Origin of the sequence: Pseudomonas sp. NPDC088414 (genome assembly GCF_044753325.1) — a bacterium.
Lineage (GTDB): Bacteria > Pseudomonadota > Gammaproteobacteria > Pseudomonadales > Pseudomonadaceae > Aquipseudomonas.
Map to the genome: position 1 here is coordinate 1 of NZ_JBIVMY010000044.1, position 23,169 is coordinate 23,169.

The following is a 23,169-nucleotide window of genomic DNA, read 5'->3' on the forward strand; positions in this document are numbered from 1 at the left end:
CGAACACCACGACATTGTCGTCACGCTGCAGCATCTCATCCATGGCCGAGCGCAGGGACTGGTTCATGGTCATGGTGGTCGTGGTCATGGCGGTTTCCAACTGAGTTTTGTTGTTGAGATCGTTCATGTCAGATCCCCAACTGCTGACGCTGGCGCTTCAAGTGCTCCGGCATCTCTTTGTAGACGTCTTCGAACATGGTCGCAGCGCTCGGAATCTGCCCGCCGGCGAGGGTGCCGTACTGTTCGGCCTGTTTCTGCGCGGCAATCACTTCGGCTTCGAGCTCGGCGCTGACGGCGGCGTGCTCTTCTTCCGACCAGTGGCCGACCTTGATCAGGTGCTGCTTCAGGCGGGCAATCGGGTCGCCCAGCGGGAAGTGGCTCCAGTCGTCAGCAGGCCGGTATTTGGATGGATCGTCGGAGGTCGAGTGCGGGCCGGCGCGGTAGGTGACCCATTCGATCATGGTCGGGCCGAGGTTGCGCCGGGCACGTTCGGCAGCCCAGGCGGAAGCGGCGTACACCGCGTAGAAATCGTTGCCATCGACCCGCAGCGAGGCGATGCCGCAACCAACGCCGCGTCCGGCGAAAGTGGTGGCTTCACCCCCGGCGATGGCCTGGAAGGTCGAGATCGCCCACTGGTTGTTGACCACATTGAGGATCACCGGCGCGCGGTAAACGTGGGCGAAGGTGAGGGCGGTGTGGAAGTCCGATTCGGCGGTGGCGCCGTCACCGATCCAGGCCGAAGCGATTTTGGTATCGCCCTTGATCGCCGAGGCCATGCCCCAGCCCACGCCCTGAATGAACTGAGTGGCGAGGTTGCCGGAGATGGTGAAGAAACCGGCGTCCTTGACCGAATACATGATCGGCAACTGCCGGCCCTTGAGCGGATCGCGCTCGTTGGACAGCAGTTGGCAGATCAGGTCGACCAGCGGTACGTCGCGAGCCATCAGGATGCTTTGCTGACGGTAGGTCGGGAAGCACATGTCGTCGATGTTCAGGGCCAGGGCCTGGGCGCTGCCGATGGCTTCCTCACCAAGGCTTTGCATGTAGAACGACATTTTTTTCTGCCGCTGGGCGACCACCATGCGGTTGTCGTAGATCCGCGTCTTGAGCATGGCGCGCATGCCCTTGCGCAGGATCTCGACCGGCACGTTTTCAGCCCAGGGGCCGAGGGCGTTGCCCTGATCGTCGAGCACGCGAATCAGCCCACGGGCCAGGTCGGCGGTGTCGGCGGGTTCTACGTCAATGGAAGGTTTGCGCACCGTGCCGGCATCGGTCAGATGCAGGTAGGAGAAGTCGGTTTTGCAGCCTGGGCGGCCCGAAGGTTCAGGGACGTGCAGACGCAGCGGTTCATACGCTTGGGTCATGGCTTCTACGCTCGATCTTGTGAATTTCTTGTAGTGAGCTGGCAATCATTCTTGGGTGAAAGAAATCTTGTCCTACAACAATCATAGGCCCGGGCCAGAAGAATATTTCTCTCTGTTTCGTTGCGCTGGAGACGATTTGCAGATAGAAATTCTGCATAAACATAAAAAACAGGTGGTTTTGTCTCATGCGCAAACTGGACCGTACCGACATCGGCATTCTCAACAGCCTTCAGGAGAACGCGCGCATCACCAACGCCGACCTTGCGCGTTCGGTGAATCTGTCGCCGACCCCGTGTTTCAACCGGGTCAAGGCGATGGAGGAATTAGGGCTGATTCGCGAGCAGGTGACGCTGCTGGATGCCGATCTGCTGGGCCTGCACGTGAACGTGTTCATTCACGTCAGCCTGGAGAAACAGGTCGAGGAGGCGTTGCAGCATTTCGAAGAGGCGATTTCCGACCGCCCCGAGGTGATGGAGTGCTACCTGATGGCCGGCGACCCGGACTATCTGATCCGGGTGCTGGTGCCGACGATTCAGTCGCTGGAGCGCTTTATGATGGATTTTCTGACCAAGGTGCCGGGGGTGGCGAATATCCGGTCGAGTTTTGCCTTGAAGCAGGTGCGCTACAAGACGGCGTTGCCGTTGCCGGCGAATGGTTTGACGTTGGGGGCATGAAGAGCAAAAGATCGCAGCCTGCGGCAGCTCCTACACGGAGAACGCGTTTCCCGTCAAAATTGGAATGCGTTCCTCTGTAGGAGCTGCCGCAGGCTGCGATCTTTTGCTTCTAGAGCTTGTTGATCGGCACCTTCAAATACACGACACCATTATCCTCGGCCGCCGGAAAATTCCCCGCCCGCACATTCACCTGAATCGCCGGCAACAACAACGTCGGCATGCCCAGCCCGGCGTCACGCTTTGTACGCATCTCGACAAACGCCGCCTCATCGATCCCGTCATGCACATGAATATTGCTCAGACGCTGTTCGCCAACAGTGGTCTGACACTGCGCAGCGCGGCCTTCGGGCGGGTAGTCGTGGCAGACGTAGAGTTTGACGCTGGCCGGGAAGGCCAGCAGTTTGTGGATCGAGTTGAACAGCTGATGCGCGTCACCGCCGGGGAAGTCGCAGCGGGCGGTGCCGACGTCGGGCATGAACAGCGTGTCGCCGACCAGAATCTGTTCGCCGTCGATCAGGTAGGCCATGTCTGCCGGGGTGTGGCCGGGGACGTGCAAGGCGGTGGCCTTGAGATTGCCGATCATGAACGACTCGTTCGGCGCGAACAGGTGATCGAACTGCGAGCCGTCGACGCAGAATTCCGGTTCCAGGTTGAACAGCGCCTTGAACACGTTCTGCACCTTGCTGATCGACTGGCCGATGGCGATCTTGCCGCCCAGTTCGCGGCGCAGGTACGGCGCGGCGGACAGGTGATCGGCGTGGGCGTGGGTTTCCAGCAGCCATTGCACCTGCAAGCTGTGTTCACGGACGAAGGCGATGATTTTATCGGCCTGCATGGTGCAGGTGCGTCCGGCGGCGCCGTCGTAATCGAGCACCGGATCGACGATTGCACACTGCCCGCCATCAGCTTCATAGACCACATAGCTGTAGGTCGAGGAGGCGGGGTCGAGGAAAGCTTCAATCTGCGCGGGCATGGACACCAACCTGAACGGGGAAATGGGTTGCAACACTTTATCTAAAAACATAATGTTCGCAGCTTAAGTGACGTTCAAGGCATCGTGCAAATGCAATCCAGTCTGACCGAATGTGAAGTCGCCCAATTGCGGGCGTCCGCCTCCAAGGCCTGCGCGCTGCTCAAGGCGCTGGCCAATGAAGATCGCCTGTTGATTCTGTGCCAGTTGACTCAGGGCGAGCGCAACGTCGGCGAACTGGAGAAAATGACCGGCGTGCGCCAGCCGACCCTGTCCCAGCAACTGGGCATCCTGCGTGATGAAGGGCTGGTGGCGACCCGTCGTGAAGGCAAATACATCTTCTACGGACTGGCCAGCCCTGAAGTGATTCAGGTGATGAAGACCCTGTCCGGGTTGTATTGCGGGGCGGTGCTGAAAAGTCTGGGCCATCAATAAATGTCAGCCACCACACAATTACTGTAGGAGTGAGCCTGCTCGCGATAGCGGTGTATCAGCCAACATCTTCACAGACTGACATACCGCTATCGCGAGCAGGCTCACTCCTACAATGGATTGGTGCGATGGCCGGAAAATCCTTGCATGCAGCAATAAGGAACAAGCAATGAACGATCAACACTGGGGCCCATCCATCAGTGCAGACATCGTGGTCATCGGCGGCGGCAGCGCCGGCATCGGCTTCGTCGCCAGTCTGCTCAAGCGTGATCCCTCGCTGAACATCACCGTGATCGAACCGAGCGCCCAGCATTACTACCAACCGGCGTGGACGCTGGTCGGCGGTGGCGCCTTCGACGTCAAGGACACCGCAAGGCCGATGAGCAAGGTGATGCCGCGTCAGGCCACCTGGATTCAGGCGGCAGTCACCGCGATTGATCCCGACACGCGTCAACTCACCCTCAACGATCAACGCACCGTCACTTACCAGAACCTGATCGTTTGCCCCGGCCTGCGGCTGGCCTGGGAGAAGATCGAAGGCCTGCAGGAAAGCCTCGGCCAGCACGGCGTGACCTCCAACTACAGCTATCAGCATGCGCAGTACACCTGGGATCAGGTACAGAAACTGCGCGGCGGCAAGGCGCTGTTCACCCAGCCGGCGATGCCGATCAAATGCGCCGGGGCGCCGCAGAAGGCGTTGTACCTGTCGTGCGACCACTGGCGCAAATCCGGCGTGCTGAACAACATCAACGTCGAATTCAATCTGGCCGGCGCGGCGCTGTTCGGTGTCGCGACGTTCGTCCCGCCGCTGATGAAGTACATCGAGAAATACAACGCGCACCTGGCCTTCAACAGCAATCTGGTCAAGGTCGACGGCCCGGCGAAAACCGCGTGGTTCGAGGTCAAGAACGCTGACGGCAACATCACCACGCAGGCGAAAACCTTCGATCTGCTGCACGTGGTGCCGCCGCAAGTCGCGCCGGATTTCATCGCCCAAAGCCCGCTGGCCGACGCCGCCGGCTGGTGCGAAGTCAATCCGCACAGCCTGCAGCATCTGCGTTACCCCGAGGTGTTCGGCCTCGGTGATATCTGCGGCACCACGAATGCGAAAACCGCTGCGGCGGTGCGCAAGCAGGTTGTGGTGGTCGCGGAAAACCTGCTGGCCCTGCGCAAACAACAACCGTTGCCACTGAAGTACGACGGTTACGGTTCGTGCCCGCTGACGGTGGAGAAGGGCAAGGTGATCCTCGCCGAGTTCGGCTACGGCGGGAAGTTGCTGCCGACCTTCGCCCTCGATGCGACCGTGCCGCGCCGCTCGGCGTGGTTTCTCAAGGCGACGTTGCTGCCGTGGTTCTACTGGAACGGCATGCTCAAGGGCCGCGAGTGGCTGACCGGTTTGTCCAAAGTCGACTGAGAACTCCCTATGTTGCTGGCAAGTCTGTTTGGCGTGGTGATGGGGTTGATTCTCGGGCTGACCGGCGCGGGCGGCGGGATTCTCGCGGTGCCGGCGCTGGTGCTTGGCCTCGGCTGGAGCATGACCCAGGCCGCGCCCGTGGCGTTGTTCGCCGTCGGCAGTGCGGCGGCAGTCGGGGCGATCGACGGTTTGCGCCATGGCCTGGTGCGCTATCGCGCGGCGCTGCTGATTGCCGCGCTCGGCGCGCTGTTTTCGCCGCTGGGCATCTACTTTGCGCACCAGTTGCCGGAGAAGATCCTGATGATCCTCTTCAGTCTGCTGATGGTCATGGTGGCCTGGCGCATGCTGCGCCGTGAGCGTGCGCAAACGGGACCGAGCGATCACGGCCACGCGAGTTGGGGGCAGAAGAACTGCATGCTTAATGAAGAGACCGGTCGTTTCGACTGGACCGCCAAATGTACTGCGACCCTGGCGGCGCTGGGTGCGGTGACCGGCGTGGTCTCGGGCTTGCTCGGCGTCGGCGGTGGCTTCCTCATCGTCCCGGCGTTCAAGCAACTGACCGACGTGCAGATGCGCGGCATCGTTGCGACCTCGCTGATGGTCATCAGCCTGATTTCGGCGATTGGCGTGATCGGCGCGTTTCATGCCGGGGTGCGCATCGACAGCCTTGGCGCGGCGTTCATTGTCGCCAGCATCGTCGGCATGATCATCGGCCGCAAATTATGCGCGCGGGTGCCGGCGCGGGCGTTGCAGGTGGGGTTTGCCAGTGTGTGCCTGGTGGTCGCGGCCTACATGCTGCTGCGCGCCTGATACAAAAAAAACCGCCCAACATTTGCCCCTGTAGGAGTGAGCCTGCTCGCGATAGCGGTTTAGTATTCAACATTGATGCTGACTGACACTGCGCTATCGCGAGCAGGCTCACTCCTACAGGGGATGTGTGTTTTGTCGTTGATTGCGGCAAACTCAGACATCCCCAGACAAGGCCTCTCAATGGATCGATACGCCCCGCGCACCTGGCAGCCGCACGAGAAGCCCAGTCTGCCCGGTTCCCCCTCGACGCCGCTGCACTCCAACCGCAAGCGGCTGGCCTATGCGCTGGTCGGGCTGCTGGTGGCGGTGACCGGCGGTCTGGGTAACTCGCTGGTGGTCGCCAACCTGCCTTATCTGCAAGGCGCGCTCGGCGCGACCACGGCGGAGATGGCCTGGCTGCCGGCCGCGTACGTGATGACCAACGTGTCGATGAACCTGCTGCTGGTGAAGTTTCGCCAGCAGTTCGGCCTGCGCGCCTTCACCGAGGTGTTTCTGGTGCTGTATGCGCTGGTGACCTTCGGTCATCTGTTCGTCAACGATCTGAACTCGGCCATTGCGGTGCGGGCGGCGCACGGCATGGTGGGCGCGGCGTTGAGTTCGCTGGGCCTGTATTACATGATCCAGGCGTTCCCGGCCAAGTGGCGGCTCAAGGCACTGGTGCTGGGTCTGGGCGCCTCGCAACTGGCCCTGCCGCTGGCGCGACTGTTTTCCGAAGACTTGCTGCAGATTGCCGAATGGCGCGGTTTGTACCTGTTCGAACTGGGCATGGCCTTGCTGTCGCTGGGCTGCGTTTTGATGCTCAAGTTGCCGCCCGGTGACCGCTTCAAAACCTTCGAACCGCTGGATTTTCTCACCTTCGCGATTCTCGCCAGCGGCGTGGCACTGCTGTGTGCGGTGTTGTCGCTGGGGCGCATCGACTGGTGGCTGGAGGCGAACTGGATCGGCTACGCGCTGGCCGCCTCGATTGCGTTGATCCTCGCCGGCCTGGCGATTGAGCACAATCGCAGCAACCCGATGCTGATGACCCGTTGGCTCGGCAGCGGCACGATGATCCGTCTCGCGCTGGCGGTGACCCTGATTCGCATGGTCACTTCGGAGCAATCCACTGGCGCCGTCGGCTTCATGCAGAACCTCAACATGGGCTACGAGCAGCTGCACAGCCTTTATGTGGTGATGCTGATCGGCAGCGTCGCCGGGCTGGCGACCAGCGCGCTGACCATCGATCCCAAGCACTTGTTGATGCCGCTGATCATCTCGCTGGCGCTGATGGCAACCGGTTCCGTGATGGACAGCTTTTCCAACAACCTGACCCGCCCGCAAAACCTGTATTTCAGCCAGTTTCTGCTGGCCTTCGGCAGCACGTTTTTCCTCGGCCCGACCATGGTGTTCGGCACCCGCAACGTGCTGACCAACCCACGCAATCTGGTGAGTTTTTCGGTGTTGTTCGGGATCTGCAACAACCTCGGCGGCTTGCTCGGCGCGGCGTTGTTGGGCACGTTCCAGATCGTGCGCGAGAAATTTCATTCCAGTCATCTGGTCGAACACCTTGCGCTGTCCGATCCGTTGGTGGCTGCCCGTGTGCAGAGCGGCGGGTCAGCTTACGGATCCTTGCTGGCCGATCCGAGCCTGCGCAATCTGGCCGGGATTCGCAGCCTGTCCAACGCGGCCACTCGCGAAGCCAACGTGCTGGCCTATAACGATGTATTCATGCTGATCGCCGTGATTGCGGTGCTGACCATGATCTGGCTGTCCATTCGTGCGCTGTGGCTGATGAGCACCACCAAAGCCGTCGACCCAGCGCCTTCCGTACCTCCTAGCGGTGCCTCCCATTCATGACCGAACCGACCACCACAACCACCAATGCCATCGCCGCCACCCCGGAAGGCGTGGCACCGACGCCCTCGCCGAACACCGAGCCGCGTTCGCTGCGGGTGCGCATCATCTCGTCGCTGGGTTTTGCCGCGATTGCCATCGTCGGCGTGCTGATCGTGCTCTACGCCTGGCAGTTGCCGCCGTTCAGCAGCGCGGTCGAAACCACCGAAAACGCCCTGGTGCGCGGCCAGGTGACGATCATCGGCCCGCAGCTCAGCGGTTACGTGTTCGAAGTGCCGGTGCAGGACTTCCAGTACGTGAAGACCGGCGACTTGCTGGTGCGACTGGATGACCGGATTTATCAGCAGCGCCTCGACCAGTCGCTGGCACAACTGGCGGTGCAGAAGGCTGCGCTGGCCAACGTGGTGCAGCAACGCAACAGCGCCGAGGCAACGATCAAGTTGCGTCAGGCCGTGGTGGCCGACAGTGAAGCACAGTTGCGCAAAAGCGAGGCGGATCTACGGCGTAACAAGGAGCTGGTGAGTGACGGCTCGGTGTCGAAACGCGAGATGGACGTGGCGCTCGCGGCCAATGCGCAGAGCATTGCAGCGGTGGCGCAGGCCAAGGCCAATCTGGAAATCGCCCGGCAGGACCTGCAGACGGTGATCGTCAATCGCGGTTCGCTGGAAGCCGCGGTTGCCAGCGCTGAAGCGGCGGTGCAACTGGCGCGGATCGACTTGTCGAACACCCGCATCGTTGCCCCGCGTGACGGCCAGCTCGGGCAGATCGGCGTGCGCCTGGGCGCCTACGTCAACTCCGGGGCACAGTTGATGGCGCTGGTGCCGAACCAGAAATGGGTGATCGCCAACATGAAGGAAACCCAGATGGACAACGTACGGGTCGGGCAACCGGTGCGTTTCACTGTCGATGCGCTGAACCACCGCAAGTTCACCGGCCACGTGCAGCACATCTCGCCGGGCACCGGTTCGGAATTCGCCCTGTTGCAGGCCGACAACGCCACCGGCAACTTCGTGAAAATCGCCCAGCGCGTGCCGGTGCGGATCACCATTGATGAAGGGCAGCAGGAAGAGGAACGCTTGCGCCCGGGGATGTCGGTGGTGGTCAGCATCGACACCGCAGCGGGTGACACACAACCGCATTGACCTCCACAGAGCCCCTGTAGGAGTGAGCCTGCTCGCGATAGCGTTGTGTCAGTCACTGAAGTGTTTACTGATATACCGCTATCGCGAGCAGGCTCACTCCTACAAGGGAGTCGCGGTGCTTTCAGGCAGCAATCATCGGCGGCAGGGTACCGAGCAGGGAAACGGCCGCCACAGCGCCCATCCCCAACAACCACTCCAGCACCACACTGCGTTTGAGCGCGCCCATGCGCTGCTGGCAATCATCAATTCGCAAGCGGTTGAACAGCGCCAAGCCAAGCATGCCCAGCACCATCAGCGCCTTGATCAGCAGGATCAACGCAAACCCGCTGAACAACGGCGTTGGCCACCATTGCCCGGTCAGCACGCGCACATTGATCAGCCCGGTGATCAGCAGCCCGCCGACAATCGCATAACCGACGCCGCTGAAGCGCTGCAGGATTGTGCCCATCGCTTCGCCCGGCTGGTGCAGGATCAACACCAGCAGCAACAGCCCGCCGAGCCACGCCGCCACGCATGTCAGATGAACGATCTGATTGAGAATCAGCAGTTGCCCGCTGAGCCCATCGAGCATCGCGCCGTGACCCACTGGCGCCAAGGTCGCCAGGAGCAGCGCACTCAGGCCCAGGCGCAACGCCAGGTTCGAGCGCCACGGGGTGAACAGCAACGCCAGCAACAGCGCGTTGATCAGCAGATGCCAACGCCAGACCTGACCGAAAAACGTATTGCCCAGCACCACGCCAATCGTGTGCGGATCGAACGCTGCCGCCGCCGAACCGGCCATGCTCGCGGTGATCAACAGCGCCCAGGTCACGCCGCTGACCAGCGCAATCGCCGTCAGCCAGCGCGCCAGTCGTGCCAGAAGCCGATCCAGCGCCGGCACTGGCGACTTGAGCAATAACGGTTGAAACAGCCAGGTGCCGAACAGCATCAACACCGCGCTGAAATGCACAAAGCGGCACAGCACCAGCGTTTCACTCATGAATTACTGGCCAACCTTGAACTGGTAGGCGCCTTCGCTCTTGTGCGTGTCGACCGACACTGCGTGCCATTCGACTTTGTACTCACCGGCACTCAGAGGTGCGGCCGGGGTGACGATCAGGGTTTTCTTGTCGCCTTCGGTGGTCAGCGGTTTGATTGCGACCGGGGCGCCATCGTGGGTCAGGCTGACTTTGGTGAAACTGGCTTCGACGCCTTCAGAAAAGGTCAGGCGCAGATCGGCCGGCGCGGCGACGGTGCTGTCGGCGGCCGGGGTCGCACTCTTCAGATGGGCGTGGGCGAAAACCGAAGATGCGGCGAACAGCGAAGCGAGCAGGGCAGTGGTGGTCAGGACGTTCTTGAACAGCATCGCGGATACCTCTGAGGCAGGACAAAGAAGCGTCAGTTTAGCCATGCGCCGACCTTCATACGAAGTTTTGTTTGCAACGGTCGCCCGCGCCCCAGAGCGGATGCTAGTCTTGGGCAACGCTGTTGTCAGGGAGCCCTCATGGGCAATCACAAGATCGAGATCCGTCGCAGTAACGTCGAGAAAATCCTGCTGGCGGCGGAAAAAGTCTTCGCCGAAAAAGGCTTCGGCGGCACCGCCATGGCCGACATCGCTGCCGAAGTGCAACTGCCGCGTTCCAACCTGCATTACTACTTTTCGACCAAGAGCGAGCTGTACAGCGCCGTGCTGTTCGACCTGCTGGAAGTGTGGAAGCAGGACGCGCTGTGCTTCGAGATGTTTGACGACCCACGGGTGGTGCTCAGCAGCTACATCCGCGCCAAGATGAACCACTCGCGCAGCCGGCCGCACGGCTCGAAAGTCTGGGCCAACGAGATCATCCACGGCGCACCGACCCTCGGTGAGGCGCTGGATCTGAGCCTGTACGACTGGGCGAAAATGAAGGAAGCGAAGATCCGCCAGTGGGTCGAGGACAAGCGGATTCTGCCGGTGGAGCCGTCGAGCCTGCTGTACATGATCTGGGCCTCGACCCAGCATTACGCCGACTTCGATCATCAGGTGAATATTCTGAACGAGCATCAGCCGCTGTCGGACATGCAGTTCGAGCGGGCAGTGCAGACGGTGACCAGTGTGATATTGCGCGGGATCGGGTTGGAGCCCTGAAGCAAGAGCTGACCCTCACCCCAACCCTCTCCCGGAGGGAGAGGGGGCCGACCGAGGTGTCTTGCGAGTTACATCGACCTGAAAAATCCAGTCGAATATGGACTCAAAAAGCCGTCCGTGCCTGTGCATGTATCGATTATGGATTCAAAGTAAATCGCTCAAGTCCGTGGATTTCTGAAATATCCCCCAATCAGTCCCCTCTCCCTTTGGGAGAGGGTTAGGGTGAGGGGGGCTGTTGGATCAGCCGGCGATCTAGACGGCAACGTGGTAAGGATTCCTCGGATCATGATTCCAGTCCAGAAACGGCTTGCCGGTCTCCATCGGCACCATCTCGATACAGTCCGCCACCGGACAAGTGATCTGGCACAAGTTACACCCCACACACTCATCATCGATCACTTCATATTTATGCGTGCCGTCGGCCTGTTTCAGGCTGCTGATCGCCTGGTGTGAAGTGTCTTCGCAGGCAATGTGGCAGCGCCCGCAACCGATGCACGCGTCCTGGTCGATCCTGGCGATCACCTGATAGTTGATGTCGAGGTACTTCCAGTCGGTGGTATTGCCCACCGCGCGCCCGGAAAACTCGGCGATATTGGCGTAACCCTGACTGTCCATCCAGCGCGACAGCCCGTCCTTCATTTCCTCGACAATCCGGAAGCCATGCAGCATCGCCGCCGTGCACACCTGCACCGCGCCGCTGCCCAGCGCCATGAACTCCGCCGCGTCACGCCAGCTGCCGATGCCGCCGATACCGCAGATCGGCAGGCCTTGGGTCTGCGGATCACGGGCAATTTCGGCGACCATGTTCAGTGCAATCGGCTTGACCGCCGAACCGCAATAACCACCGTGGGTGCTCTTGCTGCCGACGGTGGGCAGGGCGACCATGTGTTCCAGATCGACGCTGGTGATCGAGTTGATGGTGTTGATCAGCGACACCGCATCGGCGCCACCGCGATGGGCCGCGCGGGCGGCGACACGGATGTCGGTGATGTTCGGCGTCAGCTTGACGATCACCGGTAGCGAGCAATAGGTCTTGCACCACCGAGTGACCTGCTCGACGTACTCCGGCACCTGACCGACCGCCGCGCCCATGCCGCGCTCGGGCATGCCGTGCGGGCAACCGAAATTCAGCTCGATGCCATCGGCACCGGTGGCTTCCACCAGCGGCAGGATGTGTTTCCACGATTCCTCAACGCACGGCACCATCAGCGAAACGATCAGTGCACGATCCGGCCAGTCCTTCTTGACCTGAGTGATTTCGCGCAGGTTGATCTCCAGCGAGCGGTCGGTGATCAGTTCGATGTTGTTGATGCCCAGTACTTCGCGGTTGCTGCCGTAGTGCGCCGAGTAGCGCGACGAGACGTTGACCGCTGCCGGATCCTCACCGAGGGTTTTCCAGACCACGCCACCCCAGCCGGCCTCGAAGGCACGGACCACGTTGTAGGCCTTGTCGGTCGGCGGCGCGGAGGCCAGCCAGAACGGATTGGGGGCTTTGATACCGGCGAAGACAATCGAGAGATCGGCCATTTACGCAGCCTCCACGTTGAGCATCAGTTGTGCGTTGATCGCCTCGGCGGCGCGTTTGCCGTGCTGTACGGCTTGCACGGTGAGGTCCTGATCAAGGCTGGTGCAGTCGCCACCGGCATACACGCCGGGAATGCTGGTGCGCAGGTTGCCGTCGACCTGAATCCGTTCGCCCTGACGCTTGAGTTCGCGGGCCAGCGGGTCGGCGAGGGCGCTGCTGTCGAAGGCCTGGCCGATGGCTTTGAAGATCGCGTCGGTGGCCAGCTCAAAGGTTTCGCCAGTGGTTTGCAGACGACCGTCGACCAGTTGCGTGCGGGCGAAACGCATGCCGCGCACCTTGCCTTGCGCGTCGAGCAGCACTTCCTGCGGTTGCGCCCAGGTCAGCAGGCGCACCTGATTGGCCTTGGCGATGTCTTGTTCGTGACCGGTGGCGCCCATGTCCGCCGCGCCCCGGCGATACACCAGATTCACGTCACGCGCTCCCAGGCGGGCCATTTGCACGGCCATGTCGATCGCGGTGTTGCCGGCGCCGAGGACGATGCAGCGCTCAGCCAGTGGCAGTTGCGTCAGGTCATCGGCTTGGCGCAGTTCGCGGATGTAGTCGGTGGCGGCGAGCAGGCCGGGGGCGTCTTCGTGGGGCAGACCGAGCTGTTTGCTGGCATTGAGGCCGAGGCCGAGGAACACGGCGTCGAACTGCTGATGCAGTTCGCTGAGGGTCAGATTCTCGCCGAGTTTCTGCCCATGACGGATTTCGATACCACCGATCTGCAAAAGGAAATCCAGCTCTTTCTGCGCGTAGTCGTCGACCAGTTTGTACTTGGCGATCCCGTATTCATTAAGGCCGCCAGCCTTCTCCCGTGCTTCGAAAATCACCACGTCATGCCCGTGCATGGCACTGCGGTGGGCGCAGGACAAACCCGCCGGCCCGGCACCGACCACGGCGATGCGTTTGCCGGTAGCGGCGGCGCGCTGGAACGGGTGCTCGGTGAAGTGCGCGTTGTCCACGGCGTAGCGCTGCAGCAGGCCGATCAGCACCGGCGCGCATTCCTGGGCGTTGTTGCGCACGCAGGCTTGCTGGCAGAGGATTTCCGTCGGGCAGACCCGCGCACAACTGCCGCCGAGGATGTTCGCCGAAAGGATTTTCTGCGCCGCACCGGGCACGTTGTCCTGATGGATATTGCGGATGAACGACGGAATATCGATCTCGCTGGGGCACGCGTTGACGCATGGCGCGTCGTAGCAATACAGGCAGCGCGAGGCTTCCAGATGCGCCTGCCGGGCGTTGAGCGGTGGCGCCAGATCAGTGAAATGACCGGCGAGGGCGGCCGCGCTTTCGTGCGGATGCGGGAGATGGTTCAGGGTCTCGATCACGGTTTTTTGCCTCACGGTTATTGAGGTTCTCTGCCTCTGATGGGCAGTGGTTTTCGTCATGTCCTGTGGCGAGGGAGCTTGCTCCCGCTGGACTGCGCAGCAGGCCCAAAACCATTCACTCCTGGGTATCAGGATGAGCGCATTGCCTGGTTTTGGGGCGGCTTCGCCACCCAGCGGGAGCAAGCTCCCTCGCCACAGGGAATCGGATCAGCGTTTAACCGCTGTGGGCTTGTGCATCTCAGCCCGCTTGCTCAGCAAATCAAACACCGCCGGATACGCCGGCCGTTCGATATAGCGCCCGGCCCCGCGCTCGGCGCGCAGGTCGCCGTCGGCCCAGACCACTTTGCCCTGGCTGACGGTATGGCTCGGCACGCCGCGCACGGTCTTGCCTTCGAAGATGTTGAAGTCCACCTGCTGATGGTGGGTCTTGGCGGAAATGGTGCGGGTGCCTTGCGGGTCCCACAGCACCAGGTCGGCATCGGCGCCGACGCGAATCGCGCCTTTGCGCGGGTAGAGGTTGAAGATTTTCGCGGTGTGGGTGGAGGTGAGGGCGACGAAATCCTGCATCGACAAACGCCCAGTGTTGACCCCTTCATCCCACAGCACCGCCATGCGGTCTTCGATGCCGGCGGTGCCGTTGGGGATCTTGCTGAAGTCGTCGCGCCCGGCGGCTTTTTGCTCGGCGCAGAAGCAGCAATGGTCAGTGGCGGTGGTGTGCAGATTGCCGTTTTGCAAGCCGTGCCACAGCGCTTCCTGATGCCCGCGCGGGCGGAACGGCGGGCTCATCACGTAACCGGCGGCGGTCTGCCAGTCCGGGTGCTGGTAGACACTGTCGTCGAGCAGCAGGTGCCCGGCGAGCACCTCGCCGTACACCGGTTGACCCTTGCTGCGGGCGTAGGTGATTTCGTCCAGCGCTTCCTTGGTCGAAACATGCACCAGGTACAACGGTGTGCCGATGGTCTCGGCAATGCGAATGGCCCGGCTCGCCGCTTCGCCTTCCACTTGCGAGGGCCGCGACAGCGGGTGCGCTTCCGGCCCGGTGATGCCCTGGGCCATCAACTTGCGTTGCAGGTGATACACCAGCTCGCCGTTTTCCGCGTGCACGGTCGGCACGGCGCCGAGCTCCAGGCAGCGCTCGAAGCTTGCCACCAGCGTGTCGTCGGCGGCCATGATCGCGTTCTTGTAGGCCATGAAATGCTTGAAACTGTTGATCCCGTGATGGCTGACCAGCTCGGCCATTTCCTCACGCACCTGCTCGCTCCACCAGGTGATCGCGACGTGAAAGCCATAGTCCGATGCCGACTTCTCGGCCCAGCCACGCCACTGATGAAATGCTTCCATCAACGACTGCTGCGGATTGGGAATCACGAAGTCGATGATCGAGGTAGTGCCGCCGGCCAGACCTGCGGCGGTGCCGCTGTAGAAGTCTTCACTGGCCACGGTGCCCATGAACGGTAGTTGCATGTGGGTGTGCGGATCGATGCCGCCGGGCATCAGGTATTGGCCGCTGCCGTCGAGCACTTCGGCACCGGCGGGAACATCCAGGTTCTGACCAATGGCTTTGATCACGCCGTCGGCGCAATAGACGTCGGCGCGATAACTTTCATCATGGGTAACAACGGTGGCGCCACGGATCAACAGAGACATTGCAGCTACCTCGCAGGCATGACCGGCTTATACCGGTTCTATATGTTTTATAAAGCGTCGATGCTGGAAGATATATTCCTGCCAGCGCTGTCAGGAATAAAAACTAGCTGGTGTTAGTCGAATGAGCAAGATTATTTTTTATAAGCTTATAACGTACATAAGGTACTGAAATATAAAGATTAAAATTATAAATCACCAAAATGGTGAGAGCTTTCACCATTTTGACGCACTTGACAGGAACCAGATTTGAGCGAGATTTGTCATGGCAAATCAGCTGCTTGAACGCTAAGAAGTCGCGGCCCAGACGCTTTGCTGGAAATAACCGTGCACCACTTTGAACCTGGCTGTTCGAGTAACTTGGCTTGGTGTTTTGGGCGAGAGATGAAACAAGTAAGCAACATGCTTCAATAATTTGAATAAAAGCGTTTAAACATCAAACAGTTGAAAGCGCTATACGGACAGGTCGGGAAACTCGGCACAACAGTCGGCACGTTTATTGAGTGCTGGCGCTGACAAGCCAGGCCGGTTGGTGAAGTGCGTGTCCACATGCAAGTACTCCGGCCATCGCCCGGTGCGCGGCGCGTCCGCCCACTCACCCGATGAGCAAAAATAATCAAAATAACCGTGGAGCAGCCATGCAACAGAACAGATCGCAAGTGACCGAGCGCGACGGCTTGTTCGAACTCGAAGCCGGCAGCGACGTCCTCGACAGTCCCCGTTACAACCACGACATGGCACCGACCAAGGTGCGCGAACGAACCTGGAACAAATGGCACATCACCGCGCTCTGGGTCGGCATGTCGGTGTGCGTGCCGACGTACACCCTCGGCGGCGTGCTCACCGCGTACTTCGGCCTGACCGTCGGCGAAGCGCTGATGGCGATTCTGCTGGCCAACGTCATCGTGCTGATCCCGCTCACGCTCAATGCCTTTCCCGGCACCAAATACGGCATACCGTTCCCGGTGCTGCTGCGCTCGTCATTCGGCGTGCTTGGCTCCAACGTGCCGTGCCTGATTCGTGCGCTGGTAGCGTGCGGCTGGTTTGGCATCCAGACCATGTTCGGCGGGCTGGCGATTCACCTGTTTCTCGGCTCGATCTTCGAGGGCTGGAAATCCCTTGGCGGCACGGGGGAGGTGATCGGTTTCATGATCTTCTGGTCGCTGAACCTGTGGGTGGTGATCCGTGGCGCCGAGTCGATCAAATGGCTGGAAACCCTGTCCGCGCCGTTGCTGGTGGCGGTCGGTATTGGCTTGCTGGTGTGGGCAATGCCCAATGTGTCGATGACCGAGCTGCTGGCGATTCCACCGAAACGCCCGGAAGGCGCGAGCGTGGTCAGTTACTTCGCTGCCGGGCTGACAGCGATGGTCGGCTTCTGGGCCACGCTGTCGCTGAACATTCCCGATTTCAGCCGTTACGCCAAGAGCCAGAAGGACCAGATCCTCGGGCAGATTTTCGGTCTGCCGCTGACCATGTTCCTGTTCGCTTCACTGGGGGTGGTGATGACTGCCGCCTCGGTGAAACTGGTTGGCGTGACCGTGTCGGATCCGGTCAGCCTGATCGGCCATATCCAGAGTCCGCTGTGGGTTGCCGTGGCCATGGCGCTGATCATCATCGCCACGCTGTCGACCAACACCGCGGCGAACATCGTCTCGCCGACCAATGATTTCCAGAACATCGCGCCCAAGGTGATCAATCGCACCAAAGCGGTGTTGCTCACCGGCTTCGTCGGGCTGGCGTTGATGGCTCACGAGTTGCTGAAAAAGCTCGGGCTGATCGTCTCCGATGTCAGCCTGGAAACCGTGTATTCCAACTGGCTGCTGGGCTATTCGAGCCTGCTGGGGCCGATCGCCGGGATCATGGTGGTGGACTATTTCCTGATCAAGAAGCAGCAACTGGACCTGGCCGGGCTGTACCGCGACGACGTCTATCCGGCGTGGAACTGGGCCGGGTTTACCGCGTTTGGCGTGCCGGTGGTGCTGACCCTGCTGTCACTCGGCAGCGATGCATTCAGCTGGTTTTACAGCTATGGCTGGTTTACCGGTTCGGCGCTGGGCGGGGTGATTTATTACGGGTTGTGCGTGATGCGGGCGCAGCCTTCGGTTGTGAAAACAGCGGTGTAAATGAGGGCCTCATCGCTGGCAAGCCAGCTCCCACAAGGACCAAGTCGTACACAAACCATGAGTTCACTCAAATCCTGTGGGAGCTGGCTTGCCAGCGATGGCGGCCTGGAAAACACCACAGAAATACCATAAGAAACTGCCTGAGGAGATCAACATGAACGCAGCCGTAGACGTTCTGCAATCCACCCATCAGCACATCAACCGCGACCGCCTCTGGGCCTCGCTCATGGAACTGGCCAAGCTCGGCGCGACGGTCAAGGGCGGGGTCTGTCGCCTGGCCCTGACCGACCTCGATCGCCAGGCCCGCGACCTGTTCGTGCAGTGGTGCAAGGACGCCGGGTGCAGCGTCACGGTGGATGAAGTCGGCAACATCTTCGCCCGTCGCCCGGGGCGCAATCCGAACCTGCCGCCGGTGATGACCGGCAGCCACATCGACACCCAGCCCACTGGCGGCAAGTTCGACGGCTGCTTTGGCGTGCTCGCCGGGGTGGAAGTGCTGCGCACCCTCAATGACCTCGGCGTGGAAACCGAAGCGCCACTGGAAGTGGTGGTCTGGACCAACGAAGAAGGCTCGCGCTTTGCCCCGTGCATGATGGGTTCCGGGGTGTTCGCGGAGAAATTCACCCTCGAAGAAACCCTGGCTAAAGTCGATGCCGACGGCGTCAGCGTTGGCGAAGCCCTGAATGCCATCGGCTACGCCGGGTCACGCAAAGTCAGCGGGCATAAAGTCGGTGCCTATTTCGAAGCGCACATCGAACAAGGCCCGATCCTCGAAGACGAACAGAAAACCATCGGCGTGGTCCTCGGCGCCCTCGGGCAAAAGTGGTTCGACCTGAAACTGCGCGGCGTCGAAGCCCACGCCGGGCCAACGCCGATGCACCTGCGCAAGGACGCGCTGGTCGGCGCCTCGGTCATCGTTGGCGCGGTCAACCGCGCCGCCCTCGGCCATCAACCCCACGCCTGCGGCACGGTCGGTTGCCTGCAAGCTTATCCGGGTTCGCGCAACGTCATTCCCGGCGAAGTGCGCATGACCCTTGACTTCCGCCATCTGCAACCGGAGCGACTGGATTCGATGATCGCCGAGGTGAAGCAGGTCATCGACGCCACTTGCGAAGAACACGGCCTGACCTATGAGCTCACCCCGACCGCCGACTTCCCGCCGCTGTACTTCGAAAAAGGCTGCGTCGAAGCCGTGCGCGGCGCTGCCAAAGGTCTGGGCCTGTCGCACATGGACATCGTCAGCGGCGCCGGCCACGACGCCATCTTCCTCGCCGAACTCGGCCCGGCGGGGATGATCTTCGTGCCATGCGAGGGCGGCATCAGCCACAACGAAATCGAGAACGCCGCGCCGGATGATCTGGCGGCCGGGTGTGCGGTGTTGTTGCGGGCGATGCTCGCGGCTTCGGCGATGGTGGCCGCCGGTAAAGCCGCGGCCTGAAGATCAAAAGATCGTCCGATCGCGGCCCGAGCCTGCGGCAGCTCCTACAGTTGGATTGCATTCAACCTGTAGGAGCTGCCGAAGGCTGCGATCTTTTTATGTCACCCCAATGTCATGGAAATGTGCGACGTTTGCGCCCCATGAAAATCATCACCTCCGGCGCGTCCTATCTGGACATCGACGCCTACGCCTGCTGTATCGCTTACGCAGAGTTGCTCAACCTGCAAGGCATTTCCGCCCGTGCTGTCAGCAGTGCCAGATCCAACGGCAGCGTGTCGCCGACCGTTCTGAGCTGGGGTGCCGAGTTTCACCGCTACTCTCCACAAGCAAACGACGAATTCGTGCTGGTCGATGTGTCCGACTATCAGCACTTCGACCCGCTGGTGGTGCTCGACCAAGTGGTGGAGGTCATCGACCATCATCCCGGGTCTGAACGGTACTGGGCCGAGCGACTGGGTTGCGCCGCCGATATCCGCCCGATCGGCGCAGCGGCGACGCTGGTTTTTCAGCGCTGGCAAAGCGCCGGCCTGCTACCGCGAATCAGCGTGCACAGCGCGGCATTGCTGGCCACGGCAATCCTCGACAACACACTCAACTTCAGCGGAAAGATGACCACCGAACTGGATATCGAGGCTTATGAAATATTGGCGCCGCGGGCGAATCTGCCGGCGAATTGGCCCGAGCAGTATTTCCTCGAATGTCAGGCCGCCATCGAAGCAGACCTGCAGGCAGCGTTAGCGGCGGATCTGAAGCGATTCAATCCGGACAGCAACCTGCCGCAGGTTTTCGCCCAGATGACCGTATGGGATGCCGATGCCCTGATTGAAAAACGGCATGTCGAGATCAGCCGCTGGATGGCCGGGCAGGGCGATGACTGGCTGCTGAACGTCATCAGCATCCGTGACGGCAAGAGTTGTTTGCTGGCTGAGCCGCTGCTCAGCCAGCAGAAGCTGGATCGGTTGTTGCCGCTGCGATGGCAGGCGGGCATGGCGCTTGTGAAACCGTCGATGCTGCGCAAGGAACTGCTGAAACTGGGGTTGCACATCAACCCGGTCTGATCCGCTGATCAACCGGGCCGGTCATTTTTGCCCGCAATGCCCTGGCGTCTGTCAGTGCCGTTGGGGTTGCCCACATCCAGCAACCGCCGTTCGACCAAAACATTCTCCAGCGCCTGACGCTCGACCGGCGCCATTTGGTGTTCGCGCTTTTTCAGCTCCAGCAAAATCGGGCTGGACCAGGTGCGATAAGTCTGTTCGATGTTGCGACGCGACGTCATCAGTCTCTCCTTGATCAAGAGCCCGGTGAAGCTGGCAGGGGCTCAATCCGATGAGGGGGTAACCTTAGTCGAGAAACCCGGAAGTCGCGAATGCAGCACTCTTTTGTGGGAGCTGGCTTGCCAGCGATAGCGGTGGATCAGTCACCGCTGCATTCACTGAACGTCCGCCATCGCTGGCAAGCCAGCTCCCACAGGGTTTTGCATTGCATGCGGATCCGCGATCAATCGTCGATATTCATCATCGCCTGCACTCCTTCCCACGCTTCGGCGCGCATCCGTTCGATATCCAGCCCCGGAATCACGTCGTTGTCGACCACGATCCGGCCGCCCACCAGACTGTATTTCACCGTGATCGGTTCCCCCGCGACCACCGGGGCAACTGCGCGATCGTGGAAACCGAAGAACCGTGGATGATCAAGGCTGTAAATCACCAGATCCGCCGCTTGGCCGACTTCCAGCGTTCCGACCGCGCCCAACCCCAACACCTGTGCGCCACCCGCCGTGCCCCAGTGGATCACGTCTTCGGCGGTGGTGGCCGAGGCGCCTTGTTCGGCGCGGTGGATCAGCCATGCGGTGTTGGCTTCGCCGACCATGCTTCCGGATTCGTTGGACGCGACGCCGTCGACGCCGAGGGAAATCGGCACGCCGGCTTCATACATTTGCGGCACCGGGGCGACGCCGCTGCCGAGGCGCGCGTTGCTCACCGGGCAATGCGAGACGCCGGTGCCGGTCTGGGCGAGCATGCGGATTTCGCCGGGTTGCAGGTGCACGGCGTGGGCGAACCAGACGTCGGGGCCGAGCCATTCGTGTTCGGCGACGAACTCCACCGGCAGGCAGTTGTATTTCTCGCGGCAGAAATTCACGTAGTTCTGCGTTTCCGACAGGTGCGTGTGCAGACGCAAACCGAGGCCGCGGGCGGTGTGCGCCAGTTCGCGCAGCAGGGTCGGCGGCAGCGAAAAGGTCGGCGTGGTGGGGGCGACGACCACCCGGCGCAGGGCGTCCGGGGTGTCCTGGTGATACAGCGATTTCAGCCGCTCAATGTCGCCGACCATTTGCTCGAGGCTTTCCGGTTGCAGCGCGGTTTTCGAGAAGCCCGGATGCGCACTGGCCGATTCCAGCGCGCCACCGCGACAGAGCACGAAACGCAGGCCGAATTCGTCGGCCAGATCGAACAGCAGATCCCCGGTCTCGGTGCTGCCGTGGGCGTGATAGAGGTAGTGGTGATCGGCGCACGTCGTCACTCCGGACAGCAGCAACTCGACCATGCCCAGACGGGCGGCGATCCGCGCCAGTTGCGGGGTGAAGCGGTTCAGACGCGGGTAGGGCACGCTCGCCAGCCAGCCCTGCAGATCCTGATTCATGCCTTCGGGCACGGCTTTGAGCAGGTTCTGGAACAGGTGATGGTGGGTGTTGATCCAGCCCGGATAGACCACGCAGTTGCGCGCATCGATCACCCGCTCACCGGGTTGCGGCTCAAGGTTGGCGGCCATTTCGGCGATGCGTCCGTTGACCACGCGAATGTCCACCACACCGGCGCGGGCACGCGGGCCGCGCAGGCCGGTCATCACCGCCACGGGGTTTTTGATCAGGATGTTTTGAAGTTGAGTCATGGGCAGGCTCCAGTCAGAGGATGTGCGAGGCGGATTTGCCGGGTGTGGTGTCTGGCACGCTGACGCCGTTGAGCGCCGCGTTGAGCAGCACCGACACCAGGCAGGCGATGACCACGCTGCTGTGCAGGAACGGCTGTGACCACTCGGGCATTTGTTTAAACAGGGAAGGGGCGAGCACCGGCACCAGCGCTGCGGCGATGGTGAAACCGACGATCAGCACGTTGTAGCGATTGCGCTCGTAATCGACTTTGGCCAGGGTCTGAATCCCCGCCGCCGCGACCACGCCGAACATCGCAATACCTGCACCGCCCAGCGCGGCCGTCGGCATCGACGCGATGATCGCCCCGGCCTTGGGCACCAGCGCAATCGAGCACATCAGCAGGCCGCTGACCGCCACCACCCAACGGCTGCGCACACCGGTCAGGATCACCAGGCCGACGTTTTCCATAAAGGCGATGAACGGGAATGCAGCGAACATCCCGGCGATGGTGCTGGCCAGGCCATTGGCGCGCAGGCCGTTGATCACCTGCTTGTCTTCCACCGGTTTGTCGACGATGTCGCCGATGGCCACGAACAGCCCCATCGACTCGACCATCTGCACGATCATCACCACCACCATGGTCGCGATGGGGATCAGGCTGAAAGTCGGCAAACCGAAGTAGAACGGGTAGGGCACGGTCAGCCACGGCGCCTCTTCGACGCTGTGGAAATTGCCCATGCCCAGACCGTAGGCCAGACCGGCGCCGACCAGCATCCCCACCAGCACCGCCATGTTGCGCAGCAGCGGACTGCCATAGCGATTGACCAGCAGAATGGTCAACAGCACCACCACTGCCACCGCGAGAAATGCCGGGGCGCCGAAATTGCTCGCGTTGCGTCCGCCACCGACCCACTCATAGGCGATCGGGAACAGCTGCAAGCCGATCACGGTGACGATGCATCCGGTGACCACTGGCGGGAAAAACCGCCGCAATCGGCCCACGAACGGCGCCATCAGCATGGTGAAAATCCCCGCGCCGATCACCGCGCCGCAAACTCCGGCGAAGCCCACTTCGGGGTTGCTGCCGATGGCGATCACCGGACCGACGCTGCTGAACGCCACGCCTTGCAGAATCGGCAGACGCACGCCGAATTTCCAGAAACCGACGGTTTGCAAAAGGGTGGCGATGCCGGAGCAGAACAGTGTGGTGCTGATCAGCACCACGGTATCGGCGTGGGACATCTTCAGGGCACTGGCGACGATCAACGGCACGGCGATGGCGCCGATGTACGAGACGGCCATGTGTTGCAGGCCGAGGGTGAGCATCTGTCGCACCGGCAGGACGCGGTCGACAGGGTGCACGGTGGAGGAAGGAGTGGCTGACGACATGGGGAATCACCTCTGGCTGTTTTTATGCGGTAGAGAGGGGTATTCGTCTGATGCCGATCAATTGATTGACG

20 protein-coding genes and 1 pseudogene are annotated in these 23,169 nt (G+C 61.4%); 10 read left to right on the plus strand and 11 right to left on the minus strand.

Features of this window, described 5'->3' with window-relative positions; genetic code table 11:
* Both ACIP8I_RS25175 and ACIP8I_RS25180 read right to left on the minus strand, forming a co-directional pair.
* Positions 1–127: pseudogene (locus tag ACIP8I_RS25175) on the minus strand (alpha-ketoacid dehydrogenase subunit beta); the annotation flags it as partial.
* 1 nt (position 128) lies between these two features.
* The gene (locus ACIP8I_RS25180; RefSeq protein ID WP_007952906.1) at positions 129–1,364 is read right to left on the minus strand and encodes a 3-methyl-2-oxobutanoate dehydrogenase (2-methylpropanoyl-transferring) subunit alpha; all 1,236 of its coding nucleotides are present in this window, start codon (positions 1,362–1,364) and stop codon (positions 129–131) included.
* Between the two features lie 185 nt (positions 1,365–1,549).
* Between ACIP8I_RS25180 and bkdR the strand changes: the two genes are divergently transcribed.
* Positions 1,550–2,038 (plus strand): Bkd operon transcriptional regulator BkdR, encoded by a 489-nt coding sequence (gene bkdR / locus ACIP8I_RS25185; RefSeq protein ID WP_025111414.1) that lies wholly within the window; start codon positions 1,550–1,552, stop codon positions 2,036–2,038.
* Positions 2,039–2,147: 109 nt separating this feature from the next.
* Here the strand turns inward: bkdR and ACIP8I_RS25190 are convergent, their stop codons facing one another.
* Positions 2,148–3,011, minus strand: coding sequence for an MBL fold metallo-hydrolase (locus ACIP8I_RS25190; protein ID WP_400764599.1), 864 nt, complete (start codon positions 3,009–3,011; stop codon positions 2,148–2,150).
* Positions 3,012–3,101: 90 nt separating this feature from the next.
* Between ACIP8I_RS25190 and ACIP8I_RS25195 the strand changes: the two genes are divergently transcribed.
* The 5 genes from ACIP8I_RS25195 to ACIP8I_RS25215 all read left to right on the plus strand — a co-directional run bounded on the left by ACIP8I_RS25195 (position 3,102) and on the right by ACIP8I_RS25215 (position 8,639).
* Positions 3,102–3,443 (plus strand): helix-turn-helix transcriptional regulator, encoded by a 342-nt coding sequence (locus ACIP8I_RS25195; RefSeq protein WP_007965280.1) that lies wholly within the window; start codon positions 3,102–3,104, stop codon positions 3,441–3,443.
* 166 nt (positions 3,444–3,609) lie between these two features.
* Positions 3,610–4,854 (plus strand): FAD-dependent oxidoreductase, encoded by a 1,245-nt coding sequence (locus ACIP8I_RS25200; RefSeq protein ID WP_400764600.1) that lies wholly within the window; start codon positions 3,610–3,612, stop codon positions 4,852–4,854.
* Positions 4,855–4,863: 9 nt separating this feature from the next.
* Positions 4,864–5,664, plus strand: coding sequence for a sulfite exporter TauE/SafE family protein (locus ACIP8I_RS25205; protein WP_400764601.1), 801 nt, complete (start codon positions 4,864–4,866; stop codon positions 5,662–5,664).
* A gap of 180 nt (positions 5,665–5,844) precedes the next feature.
* Positions 5,845–7,500, plus strand: a complete 1,656-nt coding sequence (locus tag ACIP8I_RS25210) for an MFS transporter (protein WP_400764603.1) — start codon at positions 5,845–5,847, stop codon at positions 7,498–7,500.
* Entirely contained in the window at positions 7,497–8,639 is a 1,143-nt protein-coding gene (locus ACIP8I_RS25215) for an HlyD family secretion protein (RefSeq protein ID WP_400764604.1), read from the plus strand. The genes ACIP8I_RS25210 and ACIP8I_RS25215 overlap by 4 nt, the downstream gene beginning before the upstream one ends.
* A 121-nt stretch (positions 8,640–8,760) precedes the next feature.
* Here ACIP8I_RS25215 and copD read toward each other — a convergent pair whose 3' ends face one another.
* Positions 8,761–9,618 (minus strand): copper homeostasis membrane protein CopD, encoded by an 858-nt coding sequence (gene copD / locus ACIP8I_RS25220; protein WP_400764606.1) that lies wholly within the window; start codon positions 9,616–9,618, stop codon positions 8,761–8,763.
* 3 nt (positions 9,619–9,621) lie between these two features.
* Entirely contained in the window at positions 9,622–9,984 is a 363-nt protein-coding gene (gene copC, locus ACIP8I_RS25225) for a copper homeostasis periplasmic binding protein CopC (protein WP_007965268.1), read from the minus strand.
* Positions 9,985–10,122: 138 nt separating this feature from the next.
* Between copC and ACIP8I_RS25230 the strand changes: the two genes are divergently transcribed.
* The gene (locus ACIP8I_RS25230) at positions 10,123–10,743 is read left to right on the plus strand and encodes a TetR/AcrR family transcriptional regulator (protein WP_096795914.1); all 621 of its coding nucleotides are present in this window, start codon (positions 10,123–10,125) and stop codon (positions 10,741–10,743) included.
* A gap of 252 nt (positions 10,744–10,995) precedes the next feature.
* Here ACIP8I_RS25230 and preA read toward each other — a convergent pair whose 3' ends face one another.
* The 3 genes from preA to hydA all read right to left on the minus strand — a co-directional run bounded on the left by preA (position 10,996) and on the right by hydA (position 15,285).
* A complete protein-coding gene (preA, locus tag ACIP8I_RS25235) occupies positions 10,996–12,270 on the minus strand; it encodes an NAD-dependent dihydropyrimidine dehydrogenase subunit PreA (protein ID WP_400764607.1) in 1,275 nt (424 codons plus the stop codon).
* Complete coding sequence (locus ACIP8I_RS25240; protein ID WP_400764609.1) at positions 12,271–13,638, minus strand: NAD(P)-dependent oxidoreductase; 1,368 nt, start codon at positions 13,636–13,638, stop codon at positions 12,271–12,273.
* 207 nt (positions 13,639–13,845) lie between these two features.
* Entirely contained in the window at positions 13,846–15,285 is a 1,440-nt protein-coding gene (gene hydA, locus ACIP8I_RS25245; RefSeq protein WP_400764611.1) for a dihydropyrimidinase, read from the minus strand.
* 635 nt (positions 15,286–15,920) lie between these two features.
* Here hydA and ACIP8I_RS25250 point away from each other — a divergent pair.
* The 3 genes from ACIP8I_RS25250 (at position 15,921) to ACIP8I_RS25260 (ending at position 19,901) form a co-directional block, all read left to right on the plus strand.
* Entirely contained in the window at positions 15,921–17,405 is a 1,485-nt protein-coding gene (locus tag ACIP8I_RS25250) for an NCS1 family nucleobase:cation symporter-1 (RefSeq protein WP_400764613.1), read from the plus strand.
* Positions 17,406–17,559: 154 nt separating this feature from the next.
* Positions 17,560–18,843, plus strand: a complete 1,284-nt coding sequence (locus ACIP8I_RS25255) for a Zn-dependent hydrolase (RefSeq protein ID WP_400764615.1) — start codon at positions 17,560–17,562, stop codon at positions 18,841–18,843.
* A gap of 140 nt (positions 18,844–18,983) precedes the next feature.
* Positions 18,984–19,901: a DHH family protein gene (locus ACIP8I_RS25260; RefSeq protein WP_400764616.1), complete on the plus strand. Its 918-nt coding sequence runs from the start codon at positions 18,984–18,986 to the stop codon at positions 19,899–19,901.
* A gap of 8 nt (positions 19,902–19,909) precedes the next feature.
* On the opposite strand, the gene ACIP8I_RS25265 is transcribed toward ACIP8I_RS25260, so the two are convergent.
* The 3 genes from ACIP8I_RS25265 to ACIP8I_RS25275 all read right to left on the minus strand — a co-directional run bounded on the left by ACIP8I_RS25265 (position 19,910) and on the right by ACIP8I_RS25275 (position 23,098).
* Positions 19,910–20,119, minus strand: a complete 210-nt coding sequence (locus ACIP8I_RS25265) for a hypothetical protein (protein ID WP_400764617.1) — start codon at positions 20,117–20,119, stop codon at positions 19,910–19,912.
* A 221-nt stretch (positions 20,120–20,340) separates the two neighbouring features.
* Positions 20,341–21,729: an amidohydrolase family protein gene (locus ACIP8I_RS25270; RefSeq protein ID WP_400764619.1), complete on the minus strand. Its 1,389-nt coding sequence runs from the start codon at positions 21,727–21,729 to the stop codon at positions 20,341–20,343.
* A 13-nt stretch (positions 21,730–21,742) separates the two neighbouring features.
* Positions 21,743–23,098 carry a nucleobase:cation symporter-2 family protein gene (locus ACIP8I_RS25275; protein WP_400764621.1) on the minus strand — a complete coding sequence of 452 codons (1,356 nt, stop codon included), beginning with the start codon at positions 23,096–23,098 and terminating at the stop codon, positions 21,743–21,745.
* Positions 23,099–23,169: the final 71 nt, after the last annotated feature.